This is a genomic window from Candidatus Poriferisodalis sp., from assembly GCF_965205175.1.
Classification (GTDB): domain Bacteria; phylum Actinomycetota; class Acidimicrobiia; order Acidimicrobiales; family Poriferisodalaceae; genus Poriferisodalis.
This window is the reverse complement of sequence record NZ_OZ242038.1, coordinates 273,531-291,180: the sequence shown is the minus strand read 5'-3', so window position 1 is coordinate 291,180 and position 17,650 is coordinate 273,531. Positions and strand designations below refer to the sequence as shown.

The following is a 17,650-nucleotide window of genomic DNA, read 5'->3' as shown; positions in this document are numbered from 1 at the left end:
CGACGCTACGCGCGCGCAGCCTTGATCGCCGTCTGGAGTGCCAAGCTGATCCGTTGGCCACGCCGCCTGAAGCCGAGTTCGGTCATCATCTCGCGCATCAGGTCGTGCTCCGTGCGCAGCAGCGTGTCCGACTCGATCCACTGGGCCAGTCGCACGAGCTGCGAGCTGCTGTAATCGGAGATGTTGTCGTACCCGCGCGAGCCGACCTTGGGCACGTCCGGTCGCCGCTTGCGCTGGACTGCGCTCGTCTTGCGGTGTCCAGCGACTCGCTCGTCAACGTGCTCGATGCGTTCGACGAGAGGTTCGTCGATGCTCTCATCCATGCGTCCATCAAGGTGCTCATCGGGGCACTCAGCAAGGTGTCTCTCGACAGGGTCGGCACGGCGGACGGCCTCGCGCCACGCGGCCTCCGCCTTGTCGAGTTCGGCTTCCTGGTCGTTGAACCAAGCAGTGGACCAGATGCGGTGGAAGCTCCACCCCTTCGCTTCTAGCACCTGCTGGCGGAGACGGTCGGCGTCTCGCTCAGTCGGCGCGGAGTGATACGAGGCGCCGTCGGCCTCGACCGCCAGCACCATCTGGCCGGGACGCTCGGGGTGAGCGCACGCGAAGTCGATCCGATAGCCGGAGACGCCGAACTGGGGCGTCACCGGTATGGCGCGGCGCTCAAGGCCTGCCTTCACCGACAGCTCGAACGGATTGAGTGCCACGCCGCTGCCGCCCGCGCCCAGGACCTGCCCCCCGCTGGCCGCGTACTCGAGGTACTGCCGCAGCAGCTCGACGCCTTGGGCCTTGGAACGGCCTAGCGCCATGTCGAGATGGCTGAACGACGACACCAGCACGATTCGGGAACGGGCTCTGGTGACTGCCACGTTGAGGCGGCGTTCGCCTCCCTGCTGGTTGAGCGGCCCGAAGCGATAGGGCAGCTTGCCGTTGGCGTCCTTGTGGTAGCCGACGCTGAGCATGATGACGTCTCGCTCGTCGCCCTGCACCCGCTCGATGTTCTTCACGAAGAAGCGTTCCTCGTTCGCGTCGGAGAAGAACCGATCCAGCGCAGGGTCGTTGAGATCACGCAGTTCAAGCCGCAACGCCTCTTCGATGGCATCGGCATGCGCTTGGCCGAACGCGATCACCCCGAGGGTCTGCGTGGGGAAACGCTGCGCGTGCGCCAGGACGCGGTCTGCCACCAGCACCGCCTCGTCGGGATTCGACCGGGTGCCGTTCACCCCGGCAAGCGCGCGGAATGGCACCACGTCATGGCTCAACGGGCTCTCCGTGGTGCATCCGGGAAACGCAGTCAGCAATCCGTTGTAGATGTGCCGGTTGGAGAATGCGATGAGGCGGTCGTCACGGCTGCGGTAATGCCAGGTGAGCATGGTGTCGCGCAGGAAGACGTTGGCGATGTCGAGCAGCGACTCGATGTCGTCGAGAGCCAGCAGGGTTTCCTCGGCGTCCGCGTCGAGGTCGTCGCTCGCGAAGTCGCGGCCGAAGAACGTGGTGGGCGGCAGCTGGCGGCTGTCGCCTGCGATCACCGCTTGCGGTGCACGGGCCAGGCTGCCCATCGCCTCAGCCGGCGGGATCTGCGACGCCTCGTCGAAGATGCCGGCATCGGGCGGGATCATCTCGGCGGCGAGCACTGGCGACATGGTCCAGCCCGGCCGCAAGCCGGTCAGCACGTCGGATGCCTTGGCGAGCAGCTGGCGGATGCTGAGATGCCGGCGCTTCTTGCCGGCTTCGGCCCGGATCAGCGTCGCTTGCTCGGGGTGCGCATCCATGGCCTTGGTGACGCTCTCGGCTATTCGGCGCCGCAGACGTGCGGGCGTTGCATCTCGATGCTCCGCGTCGAACGATGCGTACTCCTCGCGGATCCGGCCGATCCGGTCGCTGTCGAATCCGGACAGCTGCTCATCGGTGAAGCTCAGCTCCTCGAGGACCCGAGACAGCCACGCGTGCTTCACGGCCTCCACGGCTCGCTGCGCCGGGAAACGGCGACCTGCCGCCGCTGCGATCGACATCACTTCGGCCTCGCGCAGGCTCGACTCCAGCTCACGGATGCGCGGCAGCCTGCGTGCCACGTCCGGACTCGACGCCAATCGGTCCAAAGTGTCGGCGAGCGCTGCGGGTGCTGATCCGATGTCCTCGTCGGTCAAGATGTCGTGGTCGAGCAGAGCTGCGATACTCTCGCTCGCGCCCGCCCAGCAGTCGAGGGCTGCCTCCAGCTCCTGCGGCACGCGAGGCGTCCCCTCAGCACCCATGGCGGCCCAGGCCGACACGTCGCGCTCGGCGCGTTCGAGCACGTCGAGGGCAGCCGCGAACGACAGCGCTGCCGGCGAACGCAGCGTCGAGCGCACCGCCTTGCGCGCCCGTCGGTACGCGGGCGAGAACAGCCGCTTGCGTGTACGGGCCCACCTGGACGTGCGCGTCGGTGCGAGCGTGAGGTGCAGTCCAGCATGGTCGAGCCGGTACAGCTCGGCCTGGTGATCGTCGAGTGTGTCGCGGATGTCGCAGAGCGAGTCCAACGCTTCGGCCCATGTTGCCACCGCCGCCGTCGCGCCGATGCCGATGTCGTCGAAGCACGACGCCATCGCCGCGCTGGCCGAAGCGAACTGCTGCTGGGAGAGTTCGCGGATCCGCTCGAATGCGGCTTGGGCCTGTGCTGCGGTCTCGATGTTGCTGCGGGACCACTCCGGATACCTCTGCGGCAGTTCATGGCCGTCGAGGTCGATCCACTCGGTGATCTGTTCGCTCAGGCGCTCGAAGCGTTCCCGATCGATCTGGCCGGCTGCTGCGGACGACACACGCAGCTCGGTCCGCGCTTCGACAGGCACGCCGAGCAGCTGCTGACGCATCTCGAACACGCTGATATCCCACGGCTCGCGCCGCTCGTGAACGGCGGCCTTCTGGGCGAGCAAGGTGTCTCGACGCTCTTGCAGCCTTCGGTGCAGCTTCGTGTGGTCTTGGGCGGCAATCTGCGCGATGTCGTCGAGCGAGTCCGCGAGGCTGCTCGCGAACTTCCGGCGCGAGGTGACGCCGCCGTGGAGGTCCATGACGAGATCGCCCAAGCCGACGGCGTTCAAACGCTTGGTGACCGCCTCGATTGCTGCCCGTTTCTCTGCGACGAACAGCACGCGCTTGTCGTGAGCGGCCAGCGCTCCGATCAGATTGGAGATGGTCTGCGACTTGCCGGTGCCCGGCGGACCCTGGATCACCACGGACTCGCCGCCCAGAATTCGATTGATGGCAAGGTGCTGGCTGGAGTCTGCGTCGAGGATCAGAAACTCCGACCCCGGCGGATCCACGTTCGGCTGACTCGGACTCGGGTCACAGAAGCCGGCCGACAACGACTCGCGGGCGGATGGGTCCCCGGCAATCGCGGCCACCAGATCGTTCTGCGCGAAGACCTCGGCGTTGTTGTCGAGATCCTGCACCAGCGGCATCGTCGAGTACGAGAAATTGCTGATCACGATCCGCAGTTCGACGGCCAACCCGGCGAGGCTGCTCCACGCTGTGATCAGCCTGTCGAAGAGGTGCTCGAAATCGCCGAGCGACGTCGGCGCCTCCTCGGCGACATCGGCGTCGATCTGGTCGGTGTGGATGCCGTGCTCGCTGCGCAGGAGGTGCGCCAGTACCGGGTTCAGGTGGGCATCGCCCGCGATGCAGATTTCGAAGTCGCGTGTGGCAGCCCCGGTGGCTGCGGTGTCCAGCGGCACGAGGATCACCGGTGCGTTGGGCGCCGACCCCTGCGCGACGCTCCAGGTAGCGAGGCCGATTGCCGCGAAGCAGGTGGTGATGCCCTTCTCCTCGAGGTTTGCCAGCGACGTCTTGCGAATCGCCGTCATGCGTCGTCGCGCGTCCTCGAACGGTGCTGAGCGTGTGGCAGCCGCTGCATCCGGCTCAGCCGCATCCAGCGAAACCTTCGGGTAGATGTCGCTCAGTCGCAGCTTCTTGCCGGCGAGCAGCCGGTCCACGGCCGCTGCGCGGGCGCCGGCCGGTGAGTCAGGCGTGAGATCGAGCGTGCCGGTCTTCAGGTCTCGGAAGTGGCGCAGTCGACTGCGGCCGCTGGCGTCCAACAGGTCTTCTCGCCACCGTCGGGCGGCGGTACGCACCGCTTCGACCCGCCCAGCCGCAGCCGAATCATCGCGGCTGTGCGGCGTGTCGTTCGATCCCTCGCTCGACTCGTCGCTCAATCCCGGGCCCGATCCCGGGTCGGGCAGTGTCATCGGCGCAGCATCGTAGCCAGCGGTCGCTCGCGCCGCCGGTCCGTGCGGCTGACGGGGTGCCTACAAGCCGGGCCCTACAAGCCGGGCTTGGTCACCATCACGACGATGGCGGCCACGATGACCAGATTGCTGGCGATGGCCCAGCGCTCGGCCCGCTTGCGCAGCCGCAGCACGTCGTTGGGCCGTGAGTCGCCGGGTGGCGCGCCAGCTTGCTCGGCGTCTACATCATTGGCGGCTTCCACAGCGACCGCGTCCAGTGCCTCGGCCAGCTTGGCGCTCGTGGGGCGCAGCGCGCCGTGGGCGATTGCGGCCCACGCGAAGTACAGGACGAACGCCGCGGTCACCCAGCCTTGCCGGAAGCTCCAGCGATCGTCCACCAGCACGGCGACGACGCCGGCAATCCCCGCCACATACGCGGCGACGTCGGTGAGGCGAGACGTGCCGAACTCCGCCGACCGCCTCACGGCGCCGACGGCCTCTGGCCCCTCGGACCACGCTCTGCGCAGCATCACCGTGCCCAAGGCGCTTCCGCCGAACCCCACGATCGCCCCCGCGAGGTGAACCACCAGCACGGCTTGGTACCAGCCGGAGTTGAAGCCGGCCGCCAACAGCGAGCACATGTCGCTAAGTGCCACGCCGCGAGTATGGCCGCCACGACGTGTCCGAACCGCCCGGGCAGCGGTGCTACGCCGTCCGCGCAGCGGTGCTACATTGCGCCGTGTCGCGCCAGCGCACCTGAGTGTTTTCGGGAGCTCAGGCTCTTGCGCAAGCAGCCCTTGGGACGGGCCCGTTGGGGAAGCTTTGGGAAGCCTCTGGGGGAAGGGGGGTCGATGCCGATCGAATCGTCAGGCCGCAGCGCTGGGAACCCGCGCTTGTACGAAGTCATCGAAGGCACGCCCGCCGAAGGGCCAAGCCCCACCATCTGGGCGTGGCCCCAGCTCATCGACTATCTCAAGGTCGCCGGACAGCCGGTGCAGGGGCCGTGGCCTCCGCACCAGCAGCGTCGCCCCGATCCCGATGCGGACTCGCTGCCGCGAGCGGTGCCGGATCCGCACGGACCCGGCAGCCAAACCCCGAAGGGCTGAGGCATGTACCCGTCTCGCTTCGGCTACGAAGCTCCCTCTACGGTCGACGAAGCGATCGGACTGCTGGCCGCGGCGCAGGGTGAAGCGAAGGTGTTGGCGGGCGGCCAGAGCCTCATCCCGATGATGAAGCTGCGATTCGCTGCGCCGGCGATGCTGGTGGACATCAACGGCATCGACGGCCTCGGCTACCACCGCGCCGATCCCGACGGCACGTACCGCATCGGTGCGCTCTGCCGGCACGCCGACCTTGAGAAGTCAGCGACGCTGGGCGGCCATCAGCCCACCATCGCCGCGGCGGCACCGCTGGTTGCTGACCCGCTGGTGCGCACCCGGGGGACCTTGGTGGGCTCGGTATGCCATGCCGACCCGCAAGGCGACTGGGCGTCGGTGATGGTGTCGCTGGACGGCGCCGTCGTGGCCCAAGGTCCCAACGGCCGGCGAACCGTGGCGGTGCGGGACCTCATCGAAGGCCCGTTTCAGACCGTGCTCGCTGCTGACGAAGTTGCGGTCGAGGCCGTCGTGCCGCCGCCGGTGGGCACCCGCGCCGGCGGCTATCTCAAGCTGGAACGACGGGTCGGCGATTTCGCCACGGTCGGCGTGGCCGTCTCCGTGGAGCAGTCCGGCAGCAGCGTTGCCCGGGCGGGCATCGGGCTGACCGGGGTCGGGCCTGCCACCATCAGCGCCGCCGACGCGGCTGCGGCCCTGCTGGGCACCTCGCTCGAAGCCGAGGCGGTCGACGAGGCCGCCCGCCTGGCGGCGCAGGCGGCACAGCCGCGTACCGACCACCGCGGCAGCGCGGAGTACAAGCGCCATGTGGTGGCCACGTTCGTGCGGCGCATCGGGGCGCAGATTCGCCAGTCCCAGCAGAAGGCGGCCTGAGATGAGCACACTGTTCGAAGAGGTGCCGCCTAGCGTCGCCGACGACGTGCCGGTGCGCCGAGTGAGCCTGACCGTGAACGGCGACCGGCGAGCCGCCGACGTCGAGCCGCGGCTGCTGCTGGCGCACCTGCTGCGTAACGGCTTCGGGCTGACAGGCACGCACACCGGCTGCGACACCACCAACTGCGGCGCCTGCACCGTGCTCTACGACGGCACGCCGGTCAAGAGCTGCACGATGCTCGCCGTCCAAGCCGACGGCCACGAGATTCTGACGGTCGAAGGCTTGGCGACGGCGAGCGAGCTGCACCCGATCCAGGAGGGCTTCAAGGACGAGCACGGCCTGCAGTGTGGCTTTTGCACCCCCGGCATGATGCTGTGCGCCAAGGCGCTGCTGGCGGAGAACCCCAACCCCAGCGAGGATGACATCCGCTGGGCGCTGTCGGGCAATCTGTGCCGCTGCACCGGCTACCAGAACATCGTCAAGGCGGTGATGTGGGCCGCCGACAAGCTCAGCGATGCGGCGCCCGACAGCGGCGGCGGGGAGGGCTGACATGGCACTCGACGAGATCAAGATCGGCGGGCTCGGCGCCAGCCGCCGCAGAGTCGAGGACAACCGCTTCATCCGCGGCAAGGGCAATTACGTCGACGACATCACGCTGCCCGGCATGCTGCACATGGAGATCCTGCGCAGCCCGCTCGCACACGCCCGCATCAAGTCCATCGACGTCAGCGCTGCTTGGGCCATCAGCGGTGTTCGGCTGGTGCTCACGGGCGAGATGATGGCCGCCCGGAATCTGGCATGGATGCCGACGCTCTCCTATGACACCCAAGCCGTGCTCGCCACCGACAAGGTGCGATTCCAAGGCCAAGAAGTCGCTTGCGTCATCGCCGACGACCCCTACATCGCCAAGGACGGCTGCGAAGCGATCGTGGTCGACTACGAACCGCTGCCCGCCATCGTCAACCCGACCCAGGCGCTGGCCCCCGACGCCCCGCTGATCCGTGACGACAAGGCGGGTCAGGACTCCAACGTGATCTTCGACTGGGAGGTGGGCGACCGCAGGGGCACCGACCGCGCGTTCGCCGAGGCGGACGTGGTCTCGGCCATCGAGATGCACTACCCCCGCTCGCACCCGTCGCCCATCGAGGCGTGCGGGTCCATTGCCGACTTCGACCGGGCCACCTCCAAGCTCACGGTGTACATGACCACCCAGGCGCCGCACATCATCCGGGCTGCGGTGGCGCTGGTGGCCGAGCTGCCCGAGCACATGATTCGCATCGTCGCGCCCGACTTGGGCGGCGGCTTCGGCAACAAGGTGCCGGTCTACCCCGGCTACGTCGCGTCGATCCTGGCCTCGATCCTGTTGGAGCGCCCGGTCAAGTGGATCGAGGACAAGAGCGGCAACCTCATCTCCACCGGCTTCGGCCGCGACGTCTATCTGAAGGGCGAGATGGCGCTGCGCGGCGACGGTCGCATCCTCGGCGTGCGCATGCACACCGACTCCGACCACGGCGCCTTCTTCTCCGATGCCCAGCCGAGCAAGTTCAAGATCGGCCTGATGCACTCGGCGTTCAGCTGCTACGACATTCCCGCAGCGCACCTCACTGCACAGGGCGTCTACACCAACAAGGCCCCCGGCGGGGTCGCGTACCGATGCTCGTTCCGCGTCACCGAAGCGATGTACTTCCAGGAGCGCATGGTGCAGGCCGCAGCCCGCGACCTCGGCATGGACCAGGCCGAGTTCCGCCGCATCAACCTGGTGCGTGACGACGACTTCCCTCATCGCACGCCGTTCGGGTTCCTGACCGACTCCGGCCAGTACGCCAAGTGTCTCGATGTAGGCCTCGAAGCGATCGGCTACGAGGACTTTCTGCGCCGCAAGGAAGAAGCCCGGCAGCGGGGCCGTCTGCTGGGCATCGGCATCTCGACCATGACTGAGCCGCTCGGCGCTGGCAACAGCCGCGAGTACGACATCTTGGGCATCAAGATGTTCGACTCGGCAGAGCTGAGAGTCCACATGACGGGCAAGGCGCTGCTGCGCACGGGCGCCAAGACCCAAGGCCAGGGCCACGAGACGACGTGGGCGCAGATCGTCGCCCACGAGCTGGGCATTCCAGCCGCCGACGTGCTCGTCGAGGAAGGCGACACCGACACGGCACCGTTCGGCATGGGCACCTACGCCTCGCGCAGCACCCCGGTCGCGGGCGCCGCGGTGGCCATGGTCTCGCGCAAGATTCGCGCCAAGGCCCGCAAGATCGCGGCGCACCTGCTGGAAGTCTCCGAAGAGGACATCGAGTGGGAGCTCGGGCGTTTCTCGGTCCGAGGCGCCCCCGACCGAGGCGTGACCATCCAGGAATGCGCAGTGGCTGCCTACTCCAACATGCCCGACGGCATGGAACCCGGCCTCGAGAACAACGCCTACTACGACCCGCCGAACCTCACGTGGCCGTTCGCCTGCTACATCGCAACGGTCGAGGTGGATCCCGAGACCGGCGTGTGGGACGTGTTGCGGGTCGTGGCCGTGGACGACTGCGGCGTGCGCATCAACCCGATGATCGTCGAGGGCCAGATCATGGGCGGCCTGACCGAGGCCTACGCCATGGCCAACATGCAGTTCATCACCTTCGACGAGGACGGCAACTGCATCGGCTCGAACTACATGGACTACCTGCTGCCGACTGCGTGGGAGACGCCGGGCTTCGAGCTGCACGAAGTCGTGACCCCGTGCCCGCATCACCCCATCGGGGCCAAGGGCATCGGGGAATGCGCCACCGTCGGCGGCCCGGCGGCGTTCGTGAACGCCGTCATCGACGCCATCGGCGATGCCGGAGTGCGCAACATCGACATGCCGCTGCTGCCCGACCGCGTGCATCAGGCCATCACCACGAGCAGCGACGTCTCCGGCGCGCCGCCGGTGCGCACCGAGCCATGACCGACCCCGAGTTCGGCGCGCATCAGCCGGTCGAAGGCTGGGGCGTGCTGGAGCGCGCCACCGAGCTGGCACGCAGCGGCGAGGCGTTCGTGCTGGCGACGGTGGTCTGGCGCGAAGGCCCGACTTCGGGGCAGCGAGGATCTCGTGCCATCTACACGGCGTCGGGTGAGATGCACGGCTGGATCGGCGGAGCGTGCGCGGAGCCGGTGTTCATTCGGGAGGCCATTGCAACGCTCGAAGCCGGAACGCCAAGGCTGCTGGCGCTCGGCGCGAGCGATCGTTTCGGCGATCTCCCTCAGGGTGCCGCCGCGGTCGCCATGTCCTGCCAGAGCGAAGGCGCCCTGCAGATCTACTTGGAGCCGGTCGTGGCCGTTCCGCACCTGGTGATCGTGGGAAGCTCGCCGATGGCGACCACGCTGGCCGCGTTGGCCCGACAGCTCGACTGGCGTGTCGAGCTGGTCAGCGGTTCGGGCTTCAGCGAAGGGCTGCTGAGCGCGCAGTCGATCCTCGTGGTGGCCACGCAAGGCCACGGCGACGAAGAGGTGCTGGCAGCGGGACTCAAAGCGGGGCCGGCCTACGTCGGCCTGGTGGCGTCGGACCGGCGCGGCCACAGCATCCGGGCTCGACTCGCAGAACAGGGCTTCGGCGACGACCAGATCGAGACAGTACGGGTGCCCGCAGGCCTCGATCTCGGCAGCACCACCCACAAGGAGGTGGCAGTGTCCATCCTGGCCGAGCTGGTGCAGCTGCGCGCACAGGGCGCGTTCGCTGTCCGGATCGCACCACGCGCTGCTGCGAGGCCCACTGCGGTCGATCCTGTCTGCGGCATGACCGTCGAGGTAGATGCGGCTGCCGCGTCGCTGGAGCTGGCCGAGGGAACCTTCTACTTCTGCTGCGCGGGGTGCCGGACGTCCTACGCACGTCAACGGGGAGTTGCCTGATGCAGCTCGCGCAGCAGTTTCATGTCGCTCAGCCGCCCGAAGCGGTGTGGGACTTCTTCGGCGACGTGCCGCAGGTCGCGGCGTGCCTGCCCGGTGCGGACCTGACCGAGGAACTTGCCGAGGACCACTACGGCGGCACGGTGGCCATCGGCCTGGGTCCGGTCAAGCTGGACTTCGACGGCGACGCAAAGATCACCCAGCGGGACGAGTCGGCCCGAACGATCTCGGTCGCTGCCGCCGGTGCGGACCGAAAGGGTCGCGGGCAAGCGACGCTGGCGCTGGAGGTGGTGCTCGCGCCCGTGTCCGGCGGCACCAACGTCGAGGTCGCGATGGACTTGCAGCTCTCCGGCGCCGCTGCACAGTACGGACGCGGACTCGTCAGCGACGTCACCGCAGTGCTGCTGCGCGACTTTGCGTCCAGTGTGGCGAACCGGCTCACCGCGATGTCTGAGGGCCGCGACCCCGACCAGGTCGGCGGCGCCCGGTCTGCCAGCGGCATCTCCATCGGCCTGCGTGCTGCGCGCATGGGGCTGGCGAGAGTGTGGCGCCGTTTCGTCCTGCCGTACCGTCCCGAGGCTGTGTGAGGAGGCTGTCGTGCTGTGGTGGATCGGAAACCTGATCCTGCTGCTGGTGGTCGTGCCGGTCGCAGTGGCGCTGCTGAACCGGGTGCTGGCCGCTGTCGAGCGGATTCGCAAAGCCGGCGACGACATCTTGGCCGGCGGCGTGGCGGCCGCCGGAGCGCTCGAGTCAACACCCGAGCTGCTCGCGACCACTGACCGATCGATCGAAGCGGTGGCCGACGGCGCCGTGCGCTACGCCGGATCGGTCGGGAAGCTCTTGGGACCGGAGGAGGACTGATGCCTGCTGTTGCCTGGTTCACCGTCATCGTCGGCGGCCTGATCCTCGTGGCGGCCGCTGTCGGGCTGTTGCGCGTGGTGCTCCACCTGCGAGCCGTCCACCGCACGCTGGTGCAGGTCGCCGGGGGTGTGCGGGCGATCGCCGATCGCACGTCCACGGTCCCGACCGTGGTGCCGTCGGTGAACTCGACGCTCCAGCCCGTGCGGGACTTCTGCGAATCGATCTGAGGAAGGGAGTCTCGTGATGATGATGCTCGCCCAAGCCTCCACCACCGGCTGGACGGTCGGCTACGTGATCGGCATCGCCGCAGTGGTCGCCGTAGTGGCTCTCGTTGTGCCGATTCTCCTGCTCGCTCGTTCGATCGGCCGGCGAGCCGCGGAGATCGACGACGCGCTGGAGGACGCCGTTACCAACACCGCAGCGCTGGGCGAGCTGCACGCGACCATCGAATCCGCATCGACCATCGTGGCCGGCTTGCGGCGCGGCCGCACTCGACTGGGAGGCTGACATGACGCTCACAGCGCTGATGGGCCTGACCGACACCCAAGAGAACCTCTGGTGGGGGGTCGTCATCGGCGGATTCGTGGTGATCGCGGCAGTCGTGGCGCTGCTCACCACGCTGGTGCTGCTCGTCCGCACGATTGAACGCCGCGTGCGAACGATCCGCGACACACTCCAGCGTGCCGCAGCCAACACCAGCGACACTGCGCTCATCGCCCAGACCGCAGACCAGGTCGACGCAGTGCTCTCCGAAGGCCTGGAGCATCATCTGTTCCTGGGCCGAGTACTCGAACGGGTGCGATCATGACGACGCTGGTGGTGCTCTCGGTCGTGCTGATCGGTCTGTTGATTGCAGGCCTCGCGTTCTACCTGTACGTCGTGGGCAGTCAGCTGACGCGTATTGCCACGCTGCTTGAGGAGTGCTCGCAGATCGTGCAGAAGGTCTCCGCCGATGCCGAAGCCGTCGAGCCGGGCGTCGAACGCATCAACAACACCAGCGGCGTCATCGCTGGTGCCTTGCCGCTGCTGTACGGCATGGCCGAAGGCATCGTGGCCGGGGCGACCTATGAGCCGGTGCCCGAGCCTCGCGAACCGGTGCCGGCTCAGCCCGCGTCCGGCACACGACGCAGCCGGCTGCACGACGCTGTCGGCTATCGACCTGAGCAGACCTAGCCGCCTGCGCCCGGCTCACGCAGCTGGCTGTCTCTCGGCGGTCAGCCGGGACGCTGGCCCGGGGCTGAGCCGTCGAGGTCGCGGGCGGTGGTGAGCGGACCGGCTGTGGTCGCCCGGTAGCTGCCGATCCACTCCTCTTCCCAATGCTGGTCGAACTGCTCGGGCGAGCACCCGGGGCGGTACACGGCCACCAGCTCTTGGACGATCTGCTCGCGATGGGAGCGCCTACCGCCCGGGACTTCGTAGGTGCAGATGTGGAGATTCCACTTGTTGCCGGCGCGCTGCTCCCAGCATTTGGCACGTTCGTGACCGAACGGCAGCCCGGCATCGCGCAGGTCATCTGCGTGGTCGACGTCGATCACGGCGTAGGCGCGCGGCGCGCCGTGCGGATCGGCCCGATACAGGATCGCGAACACGGCCGCCACCGGAGGCGGTGTCCAGCCGCCCAGCACCCGCGGCCCTTCGAACGGGTAGCCGGCGAGCGAGCCGAGGCGGATCATCGGGTCCGAATCAGCCGCCGAGCGCAGGGTCGCCGGACCCGGGGTCAGGGAGTGCTGGGTCGTCGAACCACATCGGGTCGGCGGCGATGTCGTCTTCACTGACCACCTCGGCCCGAGTCGCCGGCCAGTCGGGCAGACCAGCAGCGCGAGCGGCGTCGGCGAATGCACTCAGCGCAGCCTCCACAGCGGCATCTGCATGCAGCGCCTCGATCACGATCTGAGCGCCGTAGGCCGGCGTGCCCACCCCGGAGGCGATGCCGTCGAGCGGCGCGACGGCATCTGCGAGCGCGACCACCTCGTCGAGCGTCACCGGCCGATCCCCCTCGGCTTGGACCGAGACGCTCCACCGGCTCATCGGGGTCTCGTGTTTCGGGCTTGAATCATGGGGCCGCCCCCGTCGGGGAATCACACTGCGTGTACTCGCTTCAGCCGACCTGTGCCAGTGCGACGGCGAACCGTTCGAGGCTGTCCAAGTCGTGACCCGATTCGAGACGGTCGATGAACGGGCCTGCAGCCATCATGCCCAGCGTGTTCGGCAGCGTCGCGGTGTCGTCGCCGACGAGCGGATTCATCCAGACGATGCGATGGCAGAGCCGGCCGAGCCGTTCCGTGGCGCCGGCCAAGGCTGCGGGCTCGCCACGGTCCAATCCGTCGGAGCAGATCACGACCGTCGCGCCGCGGCTGAGCCCTTGGCGCCCCCACCTACGAATGAACGTCTCCAGCGACGCGCCGATCTGCGTGCCGCCGTCCCAGTCCAGGACGCGTTCGGCGGCCAGCCGCATGGCGTCGTCGGGATTGCGCCGGTCCAGTGCGGGCGTGATGCGTGTCAGCCGGGTGCCGAAGCAGAACACCTCCACCTTCTGGGCCGCTCGTCGCATCGAGTACGCGAACTGCAGCAGGTTTCGCGAGTAGTCCGCCATGGACCCGGAGACGTCCAGCATCAGCACCAGCGGGCGGGGCCGTTCGCATCTGCCGAGTCGTGACACGGCGGGGGCGCTGTGGCTGAGGCGCACGGCGTCGCGTGCCATCCGACGGATGTCCAGTCGTGCGCCTGCTGGATCTGAGCGCTGCCGTCGCGAGCGCCGCCGAGGCGGTTCGAGCCTGACCTGCGCCATGATCCTTCGCAGCGCCGCAAGCTCGGCCGGCGCACACTCGGCGAAGCGCTTGTTGCGCTCGATCTCGATCCCTGAGGCCTGACGTCCGAGCACCATCGCGCCGTCGTCGCTGGATTCGGCGCCAGGTTCGCTGTCCGGCACGTTGAGCGTGCCGCCCGTGCCGTGCGCGTTCGGCACGCTCGAGGTGTCCTCGGGTCCATGCCCGGCGGCGTGGCCCAAGAAGTGGCGTCCGAACACCTCGTCGTAGAGCGGCAGGTGGTCGCGGCGACGCACCAGCGTGGTCCGGCCGGCCCAGTAGACGTCTGCGAGGTCGCTCGGCGTGAGCTGCGAGACCGCGGTGCAGAACGCGATGACGCTGTCGGTGCCCAGCGGGAGACCCTCGCCGCGCAGGGCATGACCGAAACCGACGAGGTGTTCGCTGAACTCGACACCGGCGTCGCCGCCGGCATGGCGCGCCGCCGCCACAGTCGAGCCGAAAGCGGCGTCAGCCATCGACGACCAGACGGTCGAGTCCCGCGGAGACGAGCTGGAGGTCGTCGCGATCCTTGACGACGGCGCCGATGGTGTCGGCCGCGGCTTGGGCGTTCAGATCGTCAGCGCCCAGCGCTCCCAGCGCCCCGACCCAGTCCAAGGTCTCGGCCACTCCCGGGGGCTTGGCGAGGTCCATGGCGCGTAACTGCTGCACTGCCGCCACCACTTTGCGGGCCAGCGTCGCCACCGCGCCGGGCGCCCGCAGACGAACGATCTCGATTTCCTCGTCGAAGCTGGGGTAGCCGATCCAGTGATACAGGCATCTCCGCTTGAGGGCATCGTGCAGCTCGCGCGTGCGATTCGAGGTCAGCACCACCAACGGCCTGCCCGCCGCAGCGACCGTGCCGACCTCGGGGATGGTGATCTGGAAGTCCGACAGCAGTTCCAGCAAGAAAGCCTCGAACTCGTCGTCGGCGCGGTCGATCTCGTCGATGAGCAGCACCGCATCGCTGCCGGCCTTGATTGCCGACAGGAGGGGCCGCTCGATGAGGAATTCCGGGCCGTACAGGCCGCTCACTGCGCCGGCACCGGCCAGCTCGGCCTCCGACAGCGCTCGGACGTGCAGCATCTGACGCGCGTAGTCCCACTCGTACAGGGCTTGGTAGGTGTCGATGCCCTCGTAGCACTGCAGCCGGATGAGCTGTCGCCCGCCGATCTGTGCCAAGCACTTGGCCATCTCGGTCTTGCCGACGCCGACCTCTCCCTCAAGCAGGATCGGCCGACCCAGCCGCATGGCGATGAACGTCGCTGTGGCTGCGCCGCGTCCGGCTAGGTAGCCGGCTGCGCGCAGCCGTGCTTGGAGGTCTGCCACGCTGGACGGCATCTCGCCGAGCGGCTGGTCGCCCGTCATGGAAGTGGGTATCTGTGCAACTGCAGTCAGCAACGACGTCGACGCAACGGCGTTGTCTCAGTCCCCTGAGCGGAGGCTCGGCCCTGTGCGCTGCGGCGTTGACGCCGATGTCGGACCGAGCACCAGATCGCGCACCGAAGTGCTCTCCGGGGAGCGTTTGCCCTCGCGCTCGAGGAGCTTCCGCCACGAGGTCGCGAGGTCTTCGTCTTCCTGCGCGAAGCCGTCGAAGCTGAAGTAGCGGGCGTTACGGCAGACCCGCGTGCTGCCAGCCGCAACCGCAGCGTCGCCGTTTCCCCGCCGGTCGCCATCGGTGGCCTGCCAGAACTCGGTCAGGACCTGTGCGGCCTCCGTTTCGGAGGGAGCATCGGAGAGCGTCACCTCGTCGATGGTAGCCGGAGCGCGGCAATGCCGGCGCTTCGGGCCGGCGACTACGATGGGCAGCGGCGAGGTCACGCCCGCTCGGTGCGTGACGAAAGGGGTAGCCGACCATGAAGGCAGCAGTGCTCAATGAGATTCCGGGGGAACTCGAGATCGAGGACATCTCCGTCGATGCCCCCGCACCGAACGAAGTCCTGTTGCGGGTGGTGCATGCGGGCTTGTGCCACAGCGACCTGCACTTCATGGACGCCCAGTGGCCCTACGAGCTCCCGGCGGTGATGGGCCACGAGAGCGCCGGAGTGGTCGAGGCCGTCGGCGACGATGTCTCCTACGTGAAGCCCGGTGACCACGTCATCACTTGCCTGTCGGTCTTCTGCGGCCACTGCGAGCGCTGCTTGACCGGGCGCCCCAACATCTGCGGCAACCATGCTGCGGTTGCTCGTGCCGACGGCGCTGCGCCCAGGCTGTCCAAGACAGACGGCACTGCGCTCTCCCAGTTCGCTCGCCTCGGCGGGTTCGCCGAGGAGATGCTGGTACACCAGAACGCCGTCGTGAAGATCCGTGACGACATGCCGCTGGACCGCGCGGCATTGATCGGGTGCGGCGTCACGACCGGCTTGGGCGCCGTGTTCAAGACTGCCCGTATCGAGCCTGGCGCCACCGTTGCCGTGTACGGCGCCGGCGGCATCGGTCTGTCGGCCGTGCAGGGAGCACGCATCGCCGGCGCCGGCCGGGTCATCTCGGTGGACGTGGAGGACGCCAAGCTGGAGACGGCTCGCCAAGTGGGCGCCACCGACACGGTGAACGGTGCGCAGGTCGAGGCCGTCGAGGCCATCAAGGAGATGACCGGCGGTGGCGTGGACTACGCCTTCGAGTGCATCGGGCTGAAGCAGACCTGCGAGCAGGCGTGGTCGTCCGCCCGTCAGGGCGGCACGGCGGTCATCGTCGGCATGATGCCCTTCGGCGAGAAGATCGAGATCACCGGCTATGAGATATTCATGCTCGAGAAGCGGCTGCAGGGCTCGATGATGGGCTCGAACGCATTCCGGGTGGACATGCCCAAGTACGTCGACATGTACCTCGACGGCCGGCTGATGCTCGACGAGATGATCTCGGCCCGTCTGCCGCTGGAAGACATCAACGCCGGCTACGAGCAGATGCGCCAGCGCGTGGGCACGCGTACCGTCATCGACTTCGACTGATCGATTCCGGCTGAGCCACATCGACGAGGGGGTTCTGCGCAGATGGACGTGGTCGGCAGGGTCGCCGTGGTGACAGGTGCCGCGAGCGGCATGGGACGCGCCATGGCCGATACCTTCGCCGCAGCAGGCATGAAGGTGGTGCTGGCCGACATCGAGGAAGCGCCGCTGAACGATGCTGCTGCGGAGATCAGCGCGACCGGCGCAGAGGCCATTGCGGTGCGCACCGACGTGTCACGCTTAGCCGAGATCGAAGCGCTAGCGGATGCTGCGGTCTCCGCATTCGGCCGTGTGCATGTGCTGTGCAACAACGCGGGCGTCGGCATTCCGGGGCCAGTGGGGGACATGTCGCTCGAGGACTGGCGCTGGACTCTCGACATCAACCTGTGGGGGCCGATCCATGGCTGCCACGTGTTCCTGCCGATCATCGAAGCTGCCGGCGAGGGTCACATCAATTCGACAGCGTCGGTAGCCGGGCTGTACGGAGGCGCATCGCTGGGCGCCTACAACGTGTCCAAGCACGGCGTGGTGGCGCTGATGGCCACGCTGGAACGGGACTTGCGACTGCGCCGCTCGCCCGTGCATGCCTCAGTGCTGTGCCCCGGCCCGATCAACACCAACATCGTCTACAGCCAGCGCAATCGTGACCCCGACGACGCCGCTCACCATGTCCGTACCGAGCAGGGCGAGAAGTTCTGGGACATGCTCAAGGGCTACTTGGCCGAGGGTATGGACCCTGCCGAGGTGGGGCCGATGGTGCTTGACGCCGTGCGCACCGACCGCTTCTGGGTGCTGACCCATCCGGAGATGGCCAAGATCGCCCGCCACCAGGTCGACGCAATGCTCGCCGACGGTCACCTCACGCACTGAGGGTTGTCCTTCGGTACTGGGTTCGCCGGAATAGCGCCCGCCGGCATCGGGGTGCCCCGATGGAATGGCACGGTTGAATGGCGGCCTTGAGCAGCGCCGCACCCAACCGTTCGTGAGGTTC

20 protein-coding genes are annotated in these 17,650 nt (G+C 68.1%); 13 read left to right on the top strand and 7 right to left on the bottom strand.

What is annotated here, in order from left to right; translation table 11 throughout:
- Positions 1 to 5: 5 nt before the first annotated feature.
- The gene (locus ACOGI4_RS01275; RefSeq protein ID WP_419842153.1) at positions 6 to 4,217 is read right to left on the bottom strand and encodes an AAA domain-containing protein; all 4,212 of its coding nucleotides are present in this window, start codon (positions 4,215 to 4,217) and stop codon (positions 6 to 8) included.
- Between the two features lie 74 nt (positions 4,218 to 4,291).
- Positions 4,292 to 4,852 (bottom strand): DUF2269 family protein, encoded by a 561-nt coding sequence (locus ACOGI4_RS01270; RefSeq protein WP_419842152.1) that lies wholly within the window; start codon positions 4,850 to 4,852, stop codon positions 4,292 to 4,294.
- A 195-nt stretch (positions 4,853 to 5,047) separates the two neighbouring features.
- Between ACOGI4_RS01270 and ACOGI4_RS01265 the strand changes: the two genes are divergently transcribed.
- Genes ACOGI4_RS01265 through ACOGI4_RS01215 form a run of 11 tightly spaced genes read left to right on the top strand, consistent with a single transcriptional unit; the run spans position 5,048 to position 12,086 of the window.
- Positions 5,048 to 5,302, top strand: a complete 255-nt coding sequence (locus tag ACOGI4_RS01265) for a hypothetical protein (RefSeq protein ID WP_419842151.1) — start codon at positions 5,048 to 5,050, stop codon at positions 5,300 to 5,302.
- 3 nt (positions 5,303 to 5,305) lie between these two features.
- Positions 5,306 to 6,181 (top strand): FAD binding domain-containing protein, encoded by an 876-nt coding sequence (locus ACOGI4_RS01260; protein WP_419842150.1) that lies wholly within the window; start codon positions 5,306 to 5,308, stop codon positions 6,179 to 6,181.
- 1 nt (position 6,182) lies between these two features.
- The gene (locus ACOGI4_RS01255) at positions 6,183 to 6,731 is read left to right on the top strand and encodes a (2Fe-2S)-binding protein (RefSeq protein ID WP_419842149.1); all 549 of its coding nucleotides are present in this window, start codon (positions 6,183 to 6,185) and stop codon (positions 6,729 to 6,731) included.
- Position 6,732: 1 nt separating this feature from the next.
- The gene (locus ACOGI4_RS01250; RefSeq protein ID WP_419842148.1) at positions 6,733 to 9,114 is read left to right on the top strand and encodes an aerobic carbon-monoxide dehydrogenase large subunit; all 2,382 of its coding nucleotides are present in this window, start codon (positions 6,733 to 6,735) and stop codon (positions 9,112 to 9,114) included.
- Complete coding sequence (locus tag ACOGI4_RS01245) at positions 9,111 to 10,055, top strand: XdhC family protein (RefSeq protein WP_419842147.1); 945 nt, start codon at positions 9,111 to 9,113, stop codon at positions 10,053 to 10,055. Before ACOGI4_RS01250 ends, ACOGI4_RS01245 begins: the two co-directional genes overlap by 4 nt.
- The gene (locus ACOGI4_RS01240) at positions 10,055 to 10,639 is read left to right on the top strand and encodes an SRPBCC family protein (protein WP_419842146.1); all 585 of its coding nucleotides are present in this window, start codon (positions 10,055 to 10,057) and stop codon (positions 10,637 to 10,639) included. The genes ACOGI4_RS01245 and ACOGI4_RS01240 overlap by 1 nt, the downstream gene beginning before the upstream one ends.
- Positions 10,640 to 10,649: 10 nt before the next feature.
- On the top strand, positions 10,650 to 10,913 hold the full coding sequence (locus ACOGI4_RS01235; protein ID WP_419842145.1) for a hypothetical protein: 264 nt from the start codon (positions 10,650 to 10,652) through the stop codon (positions 10,911 to 10,913).
- Positions 10,913 to 11,140, top strand: a complete 228-nt coding sequence (locus tag ACOGI4_RS01230; RefSeq protein WP_419842144.1) for a hypothetical protein — start codon at positions 10,913 to 10,915, stop codon at positions 11,138 to 11,140. The genes ACOGI4_RS01235 and ACOGI4_RS01230 overlap by 1 nt, the downstream gene beginning before the upstream one ends.
- Positions 11,141 to 11,156: 16 nt before the next feature.
- Positions 11,157 to 11,420: a hypothetical protein gene (locus ACOGI4_RS01225; RefSeq protein ID WP_419842143.1), complete on the top strand. Its 264-nt coding sequence runs from the start codon at positions 11,157 to 11,159 to the stop codon at positions 11,418 to 11,420.
- Position 11,421: 1 nt separating this feature from the next.
- A complete protein-coding gene (locus ACOGI4_RS01220; RefSeq protein WP_419842142.1) occupies positions 11,422 to 11,721 on the top strand; it encodes a hypothetical protein in 300 nt (99 codons plus the stop codon).
- Positions 11,718 to 12,086, top strand: a complete 369-nt coding sequence (locus tag ACOGI4_RS01215) for a hypothetical protein (protein WP_419842141.1) — start codon at positions 11,718 to 11,720, stop codon at positions 12,084 to 12,086. The genes ACOGI4_RS01220 and ACOGI4_RS01215 overlap by 4 nt, the downstream gene beginning before the upstream one ends.
- 41 nt (positions 12,087 to 12,127) lie before the next feature.
- Here the strand turns inward: ACOGI4_RS01215 and ACOGI4_RS01210 are convergent, their stop codons facing one another.
- From ACOGI4_RS01210 to ACOGI4_RS01190, 5 genes are all read right to left on the bottom strand, one after another.
- Entirely contained in the window at positions 12,128 to 12,586 is a 459-nt protein-coding gene (locus ACOGI4_RS01210; RefSeq protein WP_419842140.1) for a hypothetical protein, read from the bottom strand.
- A 10-nt stretch (positions 12,587 to 12,596) separates the two neighbouring features.
- Positions 12,597 to 12,941: a hypothetical protein gene (locus ACOGI4_RS01205; protein ID WP_419842139.1), complete on the bottom strand. Its 345-nt coding sequence runs from the start codon at positions 12,939 to 12,941 to the stop codon at positions 12,597 to 12,599.
- 70 nt (positions 12,942 to 13,011) lie between these two features.
- Complete coding sequence (locus ACOGI4_RS01200; protein WP_419842138.1) at positions 13,012 to 14,193, bottom strand: vWA domain-containing protein; 1,182 nt, start codon at positions 14,191 to 14,193, stop codon at positions 13,012 to 13,014.
- Positions 14,186 to 15,082 (bottom strand): AAA family ATPase, encoded by an 897-nt coding sequence (locus ACOGI4_RS01195; RefSeq protein ID WP_419842137.1) that lies wholly within the window; start codon positions 15,080 to 15,082, stop codon positions 14,186 to 14,188. Before ACOGI4_RS01195 ends, ACOGI4_RS01200 begins: the two co-directional genes overlap by 8 nt.
- 57 nt (positions 15,083 to 15,139) lie before the next feature.
- On the bottom strand, positions 15,140 to 15,535 hold the full coding sequence (locus ACOGI4_RS01190; RefSeq protein WP_419842136.1) for a hypothetical protein: 396 nt from the start codon (positions 15,533 to 15,535) through the stop codon (positions 15,140 to 15,142).
- A gap of 35 nt (positions 15,536 to 15,570) precedes the next feature.
- Between ACOGI4_RS01190 and ACOGI4_RS01185 the strand changes: the two genes are divergently transcribed.
- Positions 15,571 to 16,662, top strand: coding sequence for a Zn-dependent alcohol dehydrogenase (locus ACOGI4_RS01185; RefSeq protein ID WP_419842135.1), 1,092 nt, complete (start codon positions 15,571 to 15,573; stop codon positions 16,660 to 16,662).
- Positions 16,663 to 16,704: 42 nt separating this feature from the next.
- A complete protein-coding gene (locus ACOGI4_RS01180; RefSeq protein ID WP_419842134.1) occupies positions 16,705 to 17,529 on the top strand; it encodes an SDR family NAD(P)-dependent oxidoreductase in 825 nt (274 codons plus the stop codon).
- The last annotated feature ends 121 nt before the right edge of the window (positions 17,530 to 17,650 follow it).

Coding starts and splice junctions, on each gene's coding strand:
- ACOGI4_RS01275 (WP_419842153.1), bottom strand. CDS start 4,217: ATGACACTGCCCGACCCGGGATCGGGCCCGGGATTGAGCGACGAGTCG.
- ACOGI4_RS01265 (WP_419842151.1), top strand. CDS start 5,048: ATGCCGATCGAATCGTCAGGCCGCAGCGCTGGGAACCCGCGCTTGTAC.
- ACOGI4_RS01260 (WP_419842150.1), top strand. CDS start 5,306: ATGTACCCGTCTCGCTTCGGCTACGAAGCTCCCTCTACGGTCGACGAA.
- ACOGI4_RS01255 (WP_419842149.1), top strand. CDS start 6,183: ATGAGCACACTGTTCGAAGAGGTGCCGCCTAGCGTCGCCGACGACGTG.
- ACOGI4_RS01250 (WP_419842148.1), top strand. CDS start 6,733: ATGGCACTCGACGAGATCAAGATCGGCGGGCTCGGCGCCAGCCGCCGC.
- ACOGI4_RS01245 (WP_419842147.1), top strand. CDS start 9,111: ATGACCGACCCCGAGTTCGGCGCGCATCAGCCGGTCGAAGGCTGGGGC.
- ACOGI4_RS01240 (WP_419842146.1), top strand. CDS start 10,055: ATGCAGCTCGCGCAGCAGTTTCATGTCGCTCAGCCGCCCGAAGCGGTG.
- ACOGI4_RS01230 (WP_419842144.1), top strand. CDS start 10,913: ATGCCTGCTGTTGCCTGGTTCACCGTCATCGTCGGCGGCCTGATCCTC.
- ACOGI4_RS01225 (WP_419842143.1), top strand. CDS start 11,157: ATGATGATGCTCGCCCAAGCCTCCACCACCGGCTGGACGGTCGGCTAC.
- ACOGI4_RS01220 (WP_419842142.1), top strand. CDS start 11,422: ATGACGCTCACAGCGCTGATGGGCCTGACCGACACCCAAGAGAACCTC.
- ACOGI4_RS01215 (WP_419842141.1), top strand. CDS start 11,718: ATGACGACGCTGGTGGTGCTCTCGGTCGTGCTGATCGGTCTGTTGATT.
- ACOGI4_RS01210 (WP_419842140.1), bottom strand. CDS start 12,586: ATGATCCGCCTCGGCTCGCTCGCCGGCTACCCGTTCGAAGGGCCGCGG.
- ACOGI4_RS01205 (WP_419842139.1), bottom strand. CDS start 12,941: ATGAGCCGGTGGAGCGTCTCGGTCCAAGCCGAGGGGGATCGGCCGGTG.
- ACOGI4_RS01200 (WP_419842138.1), bottom strand. CDS start 14,193: ATGGCTGACGCCGCTTTCGGCTCGACTGTGGCGGCGGCGCGCCATGCC.
- ACOGI4_RS01195 (WP_419842137.1), bottom strand. CDS start 15,082: ATGACGGGCGACCAGCCGCTCGGCGAGATGCCGTCCAGCGTGGCAGAC.
- ACOGI4_RS01185 (WP_419842135.1), top strand. CDS start 15,571: ATGAAGGCAGCAGTGCTCAATGAGATTCCGGGGGAACTCGAGATCGAG.
- ACOGI4_RS01180 (WP_419842134.1), top strand. CDS start 16,705: ATGGACGTGGTCGGCAGGGTCGCCGTGGTGACAGGTGCCGCGAGCGGC.